The 12,286-nt window shown below is 66.0% G+C and carries 13 protein-coding genes and 1 pseudogene; 11 read left to right on the top strand and 3 right to left on the bottom strand.

The window, feature by feature from the left end:
* Positions 1–619: 619 nt before the first annotated feature.
* The 3 genes from J8J14_RS25690 to J8J14_RS23745 are packed head-to-tail and all read left to right on the top strand — an operon-like array spanning position 620 to position 1,908.
* Positions 620–940 carry an SH3-like domain-containing protein gene (locus tag J8J14_RS25690; RefSeq protein ID WP_209382020.1) on the top strand — a complete coding sequence of 107 codons (321 nt, stop codon included), beginning with the start codon at positions 620–622 and terminating at the stop codon, positions 938–940.
* Positions 937–1,305: an SH3-like domain-containing protein gene (locus J8J14_RS25685; protein ID WP_209382019.1), complete on the top strand. Its 369-nt coding sequence runs from the start codon at positions 937–939 to the stop codon at positions 1,303–1,305. The genes J8J14_RS25690 and J8J14_RS25685 overlap by 4 nt, the downstream gene beginning before the upstream one ends.
* Entirely contained in the window at positions 1,306–1,908 is a 603-nt protein-coding gene (locus J8J14_RS23745; protein ID WP_209382018.1) for a nitrile hydratase subunit alpha, read from the top strand.
* A gap of 173 nt (positions 1,909–2,081) precedes the next feature.
* Here the strand turns inward: J8J14_RS23745 and J8J14_RS23740 are convergent, their stop codons facing one another.
* On the bottom strand, positions 2,082–2,603 hold the full coding sequence (locus tag J8J14_RS23740; RefSeq protein WP_209382017.1) for a DUF6428 family protein: 522 nt from the start codon (positions 2,601–2,603) through the stop codon (positions 2,082–2,084).
* A 43-nt stretch (positions 2,604–2,646) separates the two neighbouring features.
* Here J8J14_RS23740 and J8J14_RS23735 point away from each other — a divergent pair, with 43 nt between their 5' ends.
* From J8J14_RS23735 to J8J14_RS23705, 7 genes and pseudogenes are all read left to right on the top strand, one after another.
* Positions 2,647–3,003, top strand: coding sequence for an ArsR/SmtB family transcription factor (locus tag J8J14_RS23735; RefSeq protein ID WP_209382016.1), 357 nt, complete (start codon positions 2,647–2,649; stop codon positions 3,001–3,003).
* Complete coding sequence (arsC, locus tag J8J14_RS23730; protein WP_209382015.1) at positions 3,000–3,437, top strand: arsenate reductase (glutaredoxin); 438 nt, start codon at positions 3,000–3,002, stop codon at positions 3,435–3,437. Before J8J14_RS23735 ends, arsC begins: the two co-directional genes overlap by 4 nt.
* Complete coding sequence (gene arsB, locus J8J14_RS23725) at positions 3,434–4,507, top strand: ACR3 family arsenite efflux transporter (protein WP_245216129.1); 1,074 nt, start codon at positions 3,434–3,436, stop codon at positions 4,505–4,507. Before arsC ends, arsB begins: the two co-directional genes overlap by 4 nt.
* A 142-nt stretch (positions 4,508–4,649) precedes the next feature.
* Positions 4,650–4,823 (top strand): annotated as a pseudogene (locus J8J14_RS23720) (transposase); the annotation flags it as partial.
* A gap of 149 nt (positions 4,824–4,972) precedes the next feature.
* Positions 4,973–5,191 carry a helix-turn-helix domain-containing protein gene (locus J8J14_RS23715; RefSeq protein ID WP_342452527.1) on the top strand — a complete coding sequence of 73 codons (219 nt, stop codon included), beginning with the start codon at positions 4,973–4,975 and terminating at the stop codon, positions 5,189–5,191.
* On the top strand, positions 5,188–5,421 hold the full coding sequence (locus J8J14_RS23710) for a transcriptional regulator (protein WP_342452526.1): 234 nt from the start codon (positions 5,188–5,190) through the stop codon (positions 5,419–5,421). Before J8J14_RS23715 ends, J8J14_RS23710 begins: the two co-directional genes overlap by 4 nt.
* A gap of 32 nt (positions 5,422–5,453) precedes the next feature.
* A complete protein-coding gene (locus tag J8J14_RS23705; protein ID WP_209382013.1) occupies positions 5,454–5,645 on the top strand; it encodes a helix-turn-helix domain-containing protein in 192 nt (63 codons plus the stop codon).
* Positions 5,646–5,692: 47 nt separating this feature from the next.
* Here J8J14_RS23705 and J8J14_RS23700 read toward each other — a convergent pair whose 3' ends face one another.
* Together J8J14_RS23700 and J8J14_RS23695 are read right to left on the bottom strand one after the other, a co-directional pair.
* Positions 5,693–7,144, bottom strand: coding sequence for an IS4 family transposase (locus J8J14_RS23700; RefSeq protein ID WP_209382012.1), 1,452 nt, complete (start codon positions 7,142–7,144; stop codon positions 5,693–5,695).
* A gap of 215 nt (positions 7,145–7,359) precedes the next feature.
* A complete protein-coding gene (locus J8J14_RS23695) occupies positions 7,360–9,780 on the bottom strand; it encodes a bifunctional diguanylate cyclase/phosphodiesterase (RefSeq protein ID WP_209382011.1) in 2,421 nt (806 codons plus the stop codon).
* Between the two features lie 441 nt (positions 9,781–10,221).
* On the opposite strand from J8J14_RS23695, the gene J8J14_RS23690 reads away from it, so the two are divergent.
* Entirely contained in the window at positions 10,222–11,706 is a 1,485-nt protein-coding gene (locus J8J14_RS23690; RefSeq protein ID WP_280843022.1) for a flavin monoamine oxidase family protein, read from the top strand.
* The last annotated feature ends 580 nt before the right edge of the window (positions 11,707–12,286 follow it).

Here is a 12,286-nt window from a genome sequence, read left to right as displayed (position 1 = left end):
GAGTGTCACCGCCGTGCCGCGAAGCCTCGCAGCCTCGCTCTCCCCCGCGCTCGCTGGCTGGATGTTGGCCGTCAGCCCATTCGGGTGGCCACTCATCTGTGCGGGGGCGCTCAAGATCGCCTACGACCTTGCCCTGTTACACAGCTTCCGCTCCATCCGCCCACCCGAGGAAGCAGAATTGGGTAGCAGCGCAGCTAAGATCCCTCGCTCCGGGAGCGGCGGTGAGAGATAGCGGGAAACAGCCCCTTTTGGCCCACCGCAGGGGCCGCCGCTCAGGCCCCTCGCACCGGCAATGCCTTCTGCTTCTGTGCCCCGGCAAGATGTCCGTCGTAGTCCGCGATGGCCAACAAGCTGTCGGACCAGTCGCTCGCGAGCCTATGGCCACTTTCCCCATAGTTCGGACCTTTGCGGACCGGGGTTGAAGGCCCGAGCAAGGTGAGTAGGAACCAAAGCACCTCCAGTTCCTAGCGTCCGCTTAGCCGCACTCCGCACCCTAGAGCAGCCAGCCTGCTCCTAGCCATCACCGACCTGCCTGCAGCCACGGCCGTCGCATTACGGATGTGGGCCCTCAGAAGCGGGCAAGTGGACGCACCCGGCCCTCCGGTCCTAGCCTCTCACCATGAGCGACACCGACATCAACGCCGGGTCCCCGTCCGAGGCCCCTATCCCCGCCACGCACGACATGGGTGGCGCCTCGCGCTTCCGCTGCACGGCCGTGGAGCGTGACGAGGCACCGCCAGATGACTTTGGCAAGCGCGTGGATGCCCTGCGCCAGCTTCTTGCCCAGAAGAAGCTGATGACGGTGGACGAGCTCCGACGTGGCATCGAAGCCATTCCGGAGGGCGAGTACCTGACGCTCACCTACTACGAGCGCTGGCTGCGCTCCATAACCGCGCTGATGCTGGAGAAAGGCGTCGTCAGCGAGGAGGAACTGCGATGACCCCTGCCGAGGGCACCAGCGCCGCCGCCTCCGATCCACCCGGTAGATCCGTCGCCACGGGGCCGCGTTTCCCGCCCGGCACCCGGGTTCACGTACGGGACGACTGGCCGGAGCGCCGCGGACCCTGCCATATCCGCACCCCGCACTACCTACGAGGGCGCACCGGCACGGTGCAGCGCCTCCTCGGCTGCTTCGCGAACCCTGAAGATCTGGCCTTCGGCCGCCCAGCGCCGAAGCGCGAGCTCTACCATGTCTTGTTCGAGCAGAAGCCGATCTGGAACGAGGGCTACCCCGGCGACGAGGTCCTCGTTGAGATCTTCGAGCACTGGCTTGAACCTGCCGAGGCCACGAAGGAGGCCGTCTGAATGAGCGCGCCCGCCCGCCCCGACTCTCCTGCCAGGCTGGAGGCGCTGATTGGCGCCTTGAAGGCGAAGGGCATCCTGACCGAGGAGGAGCTGACAGCCCGCCAAGCACAAACCGATCGCGCGAGCCCCGAGGTCGGCGCCCGCATGGTGGCCCGGGCCTGGATCGACCCTCAGTGGCGCCGCCTTCTGCTCGCAGACGGTTCTGCCGCCGCCGAGGCCATGGGCGTCTCCATGGCCGGTGCGCCGCCCCTCGGCGTGCTCGAGGACACACCGCAGCGGCACCACCTGGTCGTCTGCACCCTCTGCAGCTGCTACCCGCGCGCGGTGCTCGGTTACCCGCCGCACTGGTACAAGAGCTTCGCTTACCGTGCCCGAGCCGTGCGCGACCCGCGCGGCGTGCTGGCCGAATTGGGTACCGACCTGCCAGAAGGGATGGAGATCCGGGTGGTGGACAGCACCGCCGATTACCGCTGGCTGGTGTTGCCGCTCCGTCCCTCCGGAACAGAGGGTTGGTCAGAGGACCGTCTCACATCCATCGTCACGCGCGACGTGCTCGTTGGCGTCGCGCTGCCGCAAGTCCCGCCGCCTACGATGGCCGCCTGACCACGGTACGGCGCCTAGGAGAGGGCAGCTCAGCATCCTCCAATCGGAGGCCACACTCCGTGTTGGCTAGGTTCGCTCATGGCAGCCTCGCGCCCATCTCGGCGATCAGCGGGTCGCTGATGGTTTCTTAAAGCGCAAGTCGCAGCCGACGTTACCGGCATGTGGCGCTGGTTTCAGCAACATCCGCTCGACGGCACGCAGCAGGCATTGGCCTTGGCCGCTTCCTGCTCCGCCCGGTGCCGCGGCTTGCAGATGGCGGGCCGCGGACCGAGCTCGATTACGGCGCTGGCCGCTTCGATCCGGACGGCCTCGACATCGAAGACCTGCATGGGGCGGCCGGGCGGTCCGACCTCGAAGGTCAGGCGGCTGCCCAGCTCCAGGCTCACCCGCGACGCCACCTTATCCAGGATGGCGAGGAACTTGCCGACCTCCATGTGCTCCGGCTTCTCGACTGAGGCGGGCAGGTCCTCCACCTGCAGGATCGTCTCCTGCCAGGCATCCGGGTTCCCGCCGCAGTCCAGGGTGACGAAGGAACCGGCCTTCACCTCGGTAACGTGGTAGCCGGGCCGGATCAGCTGCCCGTCGTAGCGGATGACCAGCCGTCGCGTGCCGTGGGGCCGGAGGGCATCGAGCAGGGCGCCCAGCGAGGCATCGCCCTGGCAACCGACCGTCAGGGGCAGAGCAGGCGCGTTCATTTTCCCCCTTTCATCTCAACGTGTCTTGAGACATTAAGAGGTTATGGACGAAACGCAAGCACTCGATGCCCTAGGCGCCCTCGCCCAGGAAACCCGCCTCCGGATCGTGCGCCTGCTGGTGACCGCCGGGCCGGACGGCATGGCGGCGGGCGCCATCGGCGAGGCCATGGGCGCTACCTCCTCGCGCCTGTCCTTCCACCTCACCCACCTCGAGGCCGCCGGACTGGTGCAGTCGCGCCGGGACGGCCGCTCCATCCGGTACTCGGCCGTCTACGACGTCCTGTCCGGCCTCATTGCCTTCCTGATGCGGGACTGCTGCCAGGGACACCCGGAGGTCTGCAACCCCGCGGTCGCCGCCCTCTCGGCCTGTGCCTGCCCCTCCCCGGAGCCTGCGGCATGACCGTCACGATCTTCCACAACCCGGCCTGCGGGACCTCCCGCAACGTCCTGGCCCTGATCCGGAACTCCGGCGAGGAGCCGGAAGTGGTCGAGTACCTGAAGACGCCGCCGACCCGGGAGGTGCTGGCCGAGCTGATCCGGCGCATGGGTGTGCCGGTCCGCGACGTCCTGCGCGAGAAGGGGACGCCCTACGCGGAGCTGGGCCTCGGCGATCCGTCCCTGAGCGACGACCAGCTGCTCGACGCGATGATGGCGCACCCCATCCTCATCAACCGGCCCATCGTGGTGACGCCCCTCGGCGTGAAGCTGTGCAGGCCTTCCGAGGCGGTGCTCGACATCCTGCCGAAAGCCCAGCGCGGCCCCTTCGCGAAGGAGGATGGCGAGGCGGTGGTCGATGCCGCCGGTCAGCGCGTCGCCAGGGGTTCGGCGGCATGAGCGCGGCCGTGGACGGCGAGGCCGCCATCGGACGCCGCCGGGCGGCCATGGGCACCTTCGAGCGCTACCTCACCCTCTGGGTAGCCCTCTGCATCGTCGCGGGCATCGCGCTCGGTGCCGTGCTGCCCGGGCCGTTCCGGGCCCTCGGCCGCATGGAGGTGGCCCAGGTCAACATTCCGGTCGCGGTCCTCATCTGGGCGATGATCGTCCCGATGCTGCTCCGGGTGGACTTCGCCGCCATGGGGCAGGTCACCCAGCACTGGCGCGGCATCGCCGTCACGGTTGGCATCAACTGGCTGGTGAAGCCCTTCTCCATGGCCCTGCTGGGTTGGCTGTTCATCGGCTGGCTGTTCCGGCCCTGGCTGCCCGCCGCGCAGGTGGACAGCTACATCGCAGGCCTGATCCTGCTCGCCGCGGCACCCTGCACCGCTATGGTCTTTGTGTGGTCCCGGCTGACCGACGGCGACGCCAACTTCACCCTGTCTCAGGTCGCGCTGAACGACGCGATCATGCTGGTGGCCTTCGCGCCGGTGGTCGGCCTGCTGCTCGGCCTCTCCGCCATCACGGTGCCCTGGGACACCCTGCTGCTGTCCGTCGTCCTCTACATTGTCCTGCCCCTGGTCGCAGCGCAGGTGTGGCGGCGGTCGCTGCTGGCCTCCGGCAGCGAGGCGGCGGTTCAGCGCACGTTGAAGACGCTGAACCCGGTGTCGCTGGTGGCCCTTCTGACCACGCTGGTGCTGCTATTCGGCTTCCAGGGCGAGCAGATCCTCGCGCAGCCGCTGGTGATCCTGCTGCTCGCGGTGCCCATCCTAATCCAGGTCTACTTCAATGCCGGGCTGGCCTACCTGCTGAACCGGCAGTGCGGCTCGGCGCACAGCGTCGCCGGTCCCTCCGCCCTGATCGGCGCCTCCAACTTCTTCGAGCTGGCGGTCGCGGCGGCCATCGCCCTGTTCGGGTTCGAGAGCGGCGCCGCGCTGGCGACGGTGGTCGGCGTGCTGGTCGAGGTGCCCGTCATGCTCTCGGTGGTCCACATCGTGATGCGGACGAAAGGCTGGTACGAGCGCGCATGAGGGCTGTGGAGCTGGCGTGGCGCCGGGGGATGGTGACCACCGCCCTCGGCATCACGCAGACCCTGGCCTGGGGGTCCACCTACTACCTCCCGGCCGTCTTCGCAGATCCGGTGTGCGAGGCCCTGGGCCTGTCCCGGCGGTCACTCACAAGACGCAACTGGTCCACGATTGTCTGCTCAAGCGTCCGCGCTGGCACCTGCACTTCACGCCAACCTCGGCGTCCTGGCTCAACCTCGTCGAGGGCTGGTTCTCTCTGCTGACCCGGCGCTGCCTCCAGCGCGGCGCCTTCGCCAGCACCGACGCCCTCAAAGCCGCCATCCAGGGCTACAGTGGGGGAGGATCACCTGTCCGGCGGCTCGATCAACAGTTTTCATTGGCGTTGCGCCTTTACGCGTTTTGCGGGCACTGTCAACGTATACCGTTGACGAGGCGAAGTTGGACGATCAGGCTCTCACAACAGCTCAGGTGCGGGCGGCTCGCGGTCTGCTTGCCTGGTCACAGGATCGCCTCGCAGCCGCCGCCGGCGTGGGAAACAGCACTGTCCGAGATTTCGAAGCCGGACGACGCAGCCCACTCCCGGCGACTATGGGCGCCATCCGCGCCGCTCTGGAAGCAGCTGGCGTGGAGTTCATCCCCGAGAATGGCGGCGGCGCGGGCGTCCGGCTGAAGAAGGGCGCCGCGTGACCTCGGAGCAATGCAAAGCCGCACGGGAGTTGCTGGGCTGGCATGCGGAGCGCCTTGGGATCATGGCAGGCGCCAGCTATCATACGGTCAGGGATTTCGAACGGCAGGCCCGTAGAACCTTGCCGCGGACCATCAATGCCATGCGGGCCGCGCTGGAAACTGCTGGCATCGAGTTCATTGCCGATAATGACGGCAGACCTGGGGTTCGGCGGCGGCAGGCGGGCGCATGACTCCTGAACAGTGTCGCGCCGCGCGTAGGCTCTTGGGCTGGGACGAATGGGCCTTGGCGCAGCGCAGCGGCCGGTCGGCGCAGACGATCAAGAACTTCGAAGTGGGCCGTCACAAGCCGCACGTCGGCACCGTGCAGGCGCTTCAGAGTGCCTTTGCGCGAGCCGGGCTGCTCATCGCGGAGGATGGGACTGTCAGCTACGCCGCACACACCACAACAGGTTAGCAGGCGGGCTGATCGGATGCAGCGTAAGCGTCAGCCCATTCTTCCAATTACCCACATCGTCGTTCGGCGAGTTCTACGCCGGTCATGATGTCAGCGAGCCTGGACCAGCCTCGCCACATGACAGTGATGCCGGGCGGTGGGTCACGGGTACGGGCGAGATAGCCGCCGAGGCGCGCGACCTTGACCAGGTAGGTCGAGAGTGTCCGCGGCGCCGGGGTAGTAGATGCTCCGCAGGTGGCCTTGCCAGGGAGGGCGCGGTCGAGTACGCCGACCTCGGCCGCGGTTAGTGCCACCTCGGTAGGGGCTGCTGGGGCGGCACGGCCGATTATCGTCGTCCAGAACACGCGCCAGGCGATGATACAAAGGACCGCGATGAGCTTGGTCAGCCGCTCGGCGGTGCGCAGGCGCGCGGCTTCGGCGCGGCAGCCCGATTTCAGGATCTTGTGGAACAGCTCGATCTTCCAGCGGCACGCATACCAGCACAGTTTCTCCACTGCCTCCTCGGTGGAGTTGATGGCGAAATCGGTGGCGAGCTTCCAGTCGATGCGGGCTCGGCCCACCGGCTCGACCGGTTCGCGAGCGTGGAGGATGGAAAGGTCGAGCGCAGGATAGCGCTTTTGCTTGCCGGTCGGCGGCAGCACCCGCACGCGGGCGAACCGCAACTCCAACTCGGCGGTGCTGACCGTGCCGTCTTCCGCTGTCACCTCGACGCGGTGTGTGCCGCGGGACACCGCCCCAGCCATCACCGCGCCGACGGTCGTCTTGCCGTCGAGCGCCAGGCGATCGACGCAGGTGCGGACGAGGAAGTGGGTGCCGAGGTCGTGGGCCGCGCAGAAGAACTCATATATGTCACTCTCGCGGTCGCCGACATGGACCAGCCGGCCGGGCGTGCCGAGCAGGCTGGTCGCCGCCTCCAGTCCGGCCAGCCAGCGAATGCTCTCCTTCTCCTCGATGGGCACGCGCGTCGGGTTGACGTGCCGCTTGAGTGCGTTCGCCCCCTTGAACTGGGAGCGGGTCCAGAACTTGGCCGCCGCCAGGCCCAGCGGCAGCCCCTCCGGCGTCACGACAAGACTGGCATGCATGAGGACCCCGCATTGCGTATGCAGGCGCAGCCTGCCCTGGCGGTCACGGCCGGTGGGGGCCCGGCCGATCGCGCCGAACGTACCTGGCTTGGCCCACTTGTAGGCGAACGCAGTGGTATCCTGGACGACCAGGATCGGGCCGTCCGTTGCGGCACAGCGGGCAGCGGTGGCAGCAAGGTGACCCGACAGGACAGCATCCTCGCCGAAGCGCTCATTCGAGAAGAAGCGGTAGGCGGCCTTGGTGCCCGCCCAGTCCTGACAGGCGAGCGGAAGTGGTCGCCCGATGGCATTGCTCAGCTGCCGTAGCAGCAGCCGCAATCGCCCCACCAGACGCTCGTCACCTAAACCATTGGACGGCAGCTCGCCATCAACCCATGACAAACCAGCGGCCGCCGGAGCACCAGCGCCGTCCGACATACCAGCACCTCGTCCAAAGCCAACGCGGTGCATGGAAACGAATCACGAGCGGGTCACTCAACGCAAGCGGCCCATCGACGATGTGGGTAATTGGAAGGATGGGCTGACGCTTACGATGCAGCGCCATCCCTCAAAACATCTGGCGTCGAGTTCATGGCGGAGGCTGGGGCTGGGGTGCGATAGAGGAAGGAGAACGCTTCGGCGGGCTTTACCCATCACTGTTGCAGCTCTAGTTCGGGAGTTCCAAAGGTCCGGCAGAGCTGCGGCACTTCCCTCCCTGGCTGAGGGCGGCTGAACAGGTAGCCCTGCACCTCCATGACGCTGCTGGTTCGAATTCCGCCTTCGAGCTGCATCATCTGCTGTTCGCTTTCCACTCCCTCGGCGGTGACAGCCATTCCCAGGCTCTCGCAGAGCTGCGCAACCGCACGAACAATGGAGGTGCTCTCGTGAGAGAGACCGATGTCCTTGATAAAGGAGCGATCGATCTTGACGCGGTCAAAGGGAAAGCGCCGCAGATAGCTCAGCGAGGAATAGCCGGTGCCGAAGTCATCCATGGCAATCCCTACGCCCAGCGCCTTGAGCTCCTGCAGCATCGTGAGCGTCGCTTCGGTGTCACGCAGCATCACGGTCTCGGTGATTTCGAGTTCCAGCCGTGCCGGATCTAGCCCTGAACTTTCCAGCGCCTCTGAAACTGCCCTTGCTGGGCCGCGTCCGGCAAACTGTACCGGCGAGAGGTTCACAGCGACCTTCAGCTTGCTCGGCCACGCTACCGCTTCCGAGCAGGCCCGCCTCAGTGCCCACTCACCGATGGGGATGATCAGCCCGATCTCCTCAGCAAGGGGAATGAACTCGCCGGGCGGAATCAGCCCACGTTCGGGATGATTCCACCGGATCAGTGCCTCGAAGCCCTGTAGGACGCGAGTCTGCAGGTCCAAAGTCGGCTGGTAAAACAGTTCGAACTCTCCCAGAGCCACCGCCCGCCGGAGGTCCAGCTCGAGTGTACGGCGGGCCTGCATGCGTGCATCCATTTCCGGCTCAAAGAAGCACCAGCTCCCTCGCTCCTGGCTCTTGGCACGGTAGAGAGCCAGATCGGCGTTCCTGAGGAGGGTGTCGGGATCCTCACCATCGCCCGGTGATATTGCGATGCCGATGCTGGTACCGACCACGACCTGGTGGCCGTCGAGGTCGTGCGGCAAGCACACCTCCTCAACGATCCGTTTAGCAAGGGCGATTGCATCGTTGGGTTGAGTGACACTGGCCTGGACGATAACGAACTCGTCCCCGCCGAGCCTGGCCACCGTGTCCGTCTCTCTCACGTTGCGAAGTAGGCATGCCGCGATACCCTGAAGCAGGGCGTCGCCCTTAGGATGCCCCAGCGTGTCGTTGATCATCTTGAAGCGGTCGAGGTCCAGGCAGAACACAGCTACCTGTCCGCCCTCCCGGCGTGCCCTCGCGAGTTCCTGGCTCAGCCGTTCCTTGAGGAGAACCCGGTTGGTCAGGCCAGTCAGGCCATCATGGTGCGCCATGTGCGCGATGCGCGCCTCCGCAGCCTTTCGCTCCCTCAGATCGCGTATCGCGAGCACGCGGTGTGCTCCATCGGCGCCCAACATCTCGCCAGTGCGGACCTCAACTGGAACAGAGCCGGTCGTCCCTCTGAGGCTTGCAGGAATGGCTCCATCCGCCGCGGCGCCCAGGAGCCATGCGGTACCGCTGTGGCCGCTTCCGACCACCGGGGAGAGGAAATCCGAGAGGGGCGCGTTCACCACCCGCTCAAGGGGCTGGCCGAGCATTTCAGCCAGGCGGTGGTTTGCATCGCAGATTGTCTCGTCGTCCGAGAGAACGGCAATTCCCTCAAAGGTAGCCCCGGCCAGGGCACGCATCCGCGCGGCCTCGGCGCTGCTGCGGGCGGCGCGATGGCGTGCCTCAAAGGCGACGGCACCCACCGCCGCAACCAGCAGCGTCATGGCGACGCTTCCGACCAGCCCTCCCAAGAGGCGCCTGTCCAGGCTATTGGCAGGCAGGGTCACGTTGCCATCCGGCCAGATCTGCACAGCCCCCATCCCGGTGAAGTGCAGCGAGACGATACCTCCGGCCAGGAGCGCCACCGCAGCCAGGCGAGCTCTAGCTCCCGCCGTGACGGACAGAGCCATTGCTACGGAGCAGAACGCTGCCCCGAGGAGCACCGAGCTGATGACCAGGTCTGCCTCGAAGGTGAGTCGCCCGGGGAGGCGTAGTGCCGCCATTCCAAGGTAGTGCATGGCGCCCACGCCTCCTCCGAGGAGCGCTCCGCCGATGAGCGCCTTCGTTCGGCTCGGCTGGTTGAAGCATGTGCCGAAGACGCATACCCCAACGGCCACAAGCAGAGCCGCCGACGCGATGGTGGTCGAGATCTCGTAACTCACAGGCAGGCCCGGATCATAGCCGAGCATCGCCACAAAATGTGTCGCCCAGACACCCCCACCAAAGGTAGCGGAGGCGAAGGCCAGCCAACCGCGTCGGGCCCAAGGGCTTGCTGCCCCCCGCGCCCTGTCAAGCAGGCCGAGCACCGCCATCGAAGCTCCGGCGCAGAGGAGGGCTGCTCCCGCAACGAGGACCAGATCATGGCTGTCGCTCAGGCAGCCGATCACCCGCATCATCAAGTTCGCCCCAGTTTACGTTTCTGAAGCGAATATACTACCGACGGTTGTATCGTTCCAGAGAATAATCGCGCTTCGGGCGAATCGCGGCGGTTTTTATGCGCGATCTCGTGTGGCGTAGCTCCTGAGGCGGCAGGCTATCCCTGAGCGATCGACCGGCCTGCTTGGCACAATCGGAGGGCCTCGGGCCTTTTGGTTAGCGCGGATCGGCGTCTTCCCGCCGGTGAGGCCGGTGAGGTCGGTGGTGCTGGGATCACTAGGGCGCTCCTATCGAGGCCGGCCGAGGATGGACCCGACCGGGCGCGGTGCACGATCGGACCGGGGAGGCTCGTAAGCCTGACCCTGCCCTCCTTGCCGCCGAACCGGGAGCGCATCTAAAATCTTGGTGCGCCTCAGTTGCTTAGCCGAGGCGCTGAACGAGACCGGCGAGAGAACAATTTTATGGCCTTCGCGAACCGTCCGACACAGCCTGCTCCAGGTCTCGGGCGCCGCTCGGTACTACGTGCTATTGGCGGTGTAGCGGGGGCAGGGCTCGCCGCGCCGGCGCTGGGTCAGGCATCGAATCGGAAGCGCGTTCTTGTCCTCGGTGCCGGCATGGCAGGCCTCACAGCTGCGCTGTCTCTCCTGCGGCAAGGCCATGAGGTGCACGTCATCGAGCGTCAGGACCGAATCGGAGGCCGCCTCCTGTCCGTGCCGCTTGGGGACGGCATGTTCACGGAAGCAGGCGGCGGGCATTTTCGCTCGAACATGCCTTATGTGCTCGCCTATGTGCGACGGTTCGGTCTCCCGCTCCTGAGCCTCAATGATGGTCTGCCGCGATACATCGTCGAGGGGAAAACAGGAGAGGGCTCCAACCCAGCCGGCTGGCCATGGGCGCTTTCGCGCGAGGAGCGGAACGTCACGGTTCCGACGATGCTGAACCAGTATCTCTACCGCGCGGGCCTCGACACCGACACAGTCCTGGACTCCCGTTGGCCTGACGAGGGTAGCCTCGATCGCCTCGGCGACGTGACCCTCGGTGACCTGATCCGGGGTGTGGGCGCGTCGGAGGTGTTCTGCAAGCTCCTCGACGCCCATGGCGGAACCTTCACGAGCGGTTCTGCCGCTCTCGGCACGATCCCGGACCTTGCCTACCACTTCGGCGATCAGAACCTCTTCCGGATCCGGGGCGGGAACGAACGCCTGCCTTCGGCGATCGCGACTGCGATCGGACGGGAACGGTTTGCTCTCGGGGCCGAGGTCGTTCTTATAGACCAGTCGGGCGCAAACATTCGGGTGGCAACGAGGGACGGACGCGAGTTCGTGGGCGACGCCGTGATCTCGACGATCCCATTTAGCGTTATGAGTGACGTCGAGGTTCGGCCAGCTTGGTCGCCGGGCAAGCGCCGCATGATCGCGGAAATGGAGTGGGACAAGACCGTCAAGATCATTGCGAAGACCCGTAGCCCGAGCTGGTTGACGAGAAACGTCCGGGGCTGGCCTATGGCAGGGGGGGACCGTCCATGGGAGCGGGTGATCGACATCACCGGCAACGAGCCGGGCGGTTTCGGAAGCGTGTTCTTCTATCTCAACGGCACGAATGCAGACGCCGTACTCGCTCGGCCGAAGGCGGAGCGCCCAGCGACGATCCTGGAGGAGTTCCGGCGCGACATGCCGGACCTATTCGATGAGGTGATCTCGACCGACTCCTTTGCCTGGAGCGAGCAGCCCTGGATCCGTGGTTCCTTCGGCGGGCCACCGCTTGGTGGTGGCTGGATGGTCCGGGAGTGGAAGATACCTGAGGGCCGGATCCACTTCGCTGGGGACTTTACCACGTTGAAGTCCGGCTGGGTGGAAGGTGCGATCGAATCTGGCCTGCGCGCCGCACGGCAGATTGACCTGGACGCGAGACCCGAGGGCAACCCGAGGATTCGTCAGGAACTCTGAGGAGCGGTGGACTGACCGCCGTAGAGCTACATCTGCTCTCGAGACGTCAGCCTCGGCAAGCATACGTTCGCTCGGGGCGTGTAGCTGCCGATTGTGCCATATTAGGTCGTATGGCCGCCCCGTTCTCCGAACCGGCTCCCCCGGTTGGTATTCCTGTAATGGCCGAAGAAAACCTCGGTCTCGTTCCGGAGGAGTGGTATGGCCAGACACGAAATGCCTGCCACCGAGTGGCTGAACATATAAGGCTGACGCGGAACTGACGGTGGCAGGGGTGACAATTCCATCCCGTCCAGCATTCTGCTAGATGCGGCACGGATGCCCTCCCGTAGCCTCTTGACAGCCATGCTTACGTCCGAACTTCGCAATCGCATTGCGTCGCAGGTGGCATCCGGGCGCCACCAGTCCACGAGCGCAATTGTCCTGGGCGGCTTGTGGCTGCAAATCAGGGCCGGTTTGCGACCTTGTTGCATCGATCGAAGCGGTGGATGCATCTCTCCCGAGAGCCCTAATGATCAGGCGATGCGGACGTAATCTGGGCGACCCAGGTCCAACATGCGGTTCAGCACCTCGGCGGCGATGG

The organism is Pararoseomonas baculiformis, from assembly GCF_017813395.1.
In the GTDB taxonomy this organism is placed as follows: Bacteria; Pseudomonadota; Alphaproteobacteria; order Acetobacterales; family Acetobacteraceae; genus Roseomonas; species Roseomonas baculiformis.
The sequence above is the reverse complement of the archived record's forward strand: the minus strand, read 5'-3'. Positions and strand labels throughout refer to the sequence as shown.

Bases quoted from the DNA above. Each gene is read 5' to 3' on its own strand.
- J8J14_RS25690 (WP_209382020.1), top strand. From the start codon at position 620: ATGAGCGACACCGACATCAACGCCGGGTCCCCGTCCGAGGCCCCTATC.
- J8J14_RS25685 (WP_209382019.1), top strand. From the start codon at position 937: ATGACCCCTGCCGAGGGCACCAGCGCCGCCGCCTCCGATCCACCCGGT.
- J8J14_RS23745 (WP_209382018.1), top strand. From the start codon at position 1,306: ATGAGCGCGCCCGCCCGCCCCGACTCTCCTGCCAGGCTGGAGGCGCTG.
- J8J14_RS23740 (WP_209382017.1), bottom strand. From the start codon at position 2,603: ATGAACGCGCCTGCTCTGCCCCTGACGGTCGGTTGCCAGGGCGATGCC.
- J8J14_RS23735 (WP_209382016.1), top strand. From the start codon at position 2,647: ATGGACGAAACGCAAGCACTCGATGCCCTAGGCGCCCTCGCCCAGGAA.
- arsC (WP_209382015.1), top strand. From the start codon at position 3,000: ATGACCGTCACGATCTTCCACAACCCGGCCTGCGGGACCTCCCGCAAC.
- arsB (WP_245216129.1), top strand. From the start codon at position 3,434: ATGAGCGCGGCCGTGGACGGCGAGGCCGCCATCGGACGCCGCCGGGCG.
- J8J14_RS23700 (WP_209382012.1), bottom strand. From the start codon at position 7,144: ATGTCGGACGGCGCTGGTGCTCCGGCGGCCGCTGGTTTGTCATGGGTT.
- J8J14_RS23695 (WP_209382011.1), bottom strand. From the start codon at position 9,780: ATGATGCGGGTGATCGGCTGCCTGAGCGACAGCCATGATCTGGTCCTC.
- J8J14_RS23690 (WP_280843022.1), top strand. From the start codon at position 10,222: ATGGCCTTCGCGAACCGTCCGACACAGCCTGCTCCAGGTCTCGGGCGC.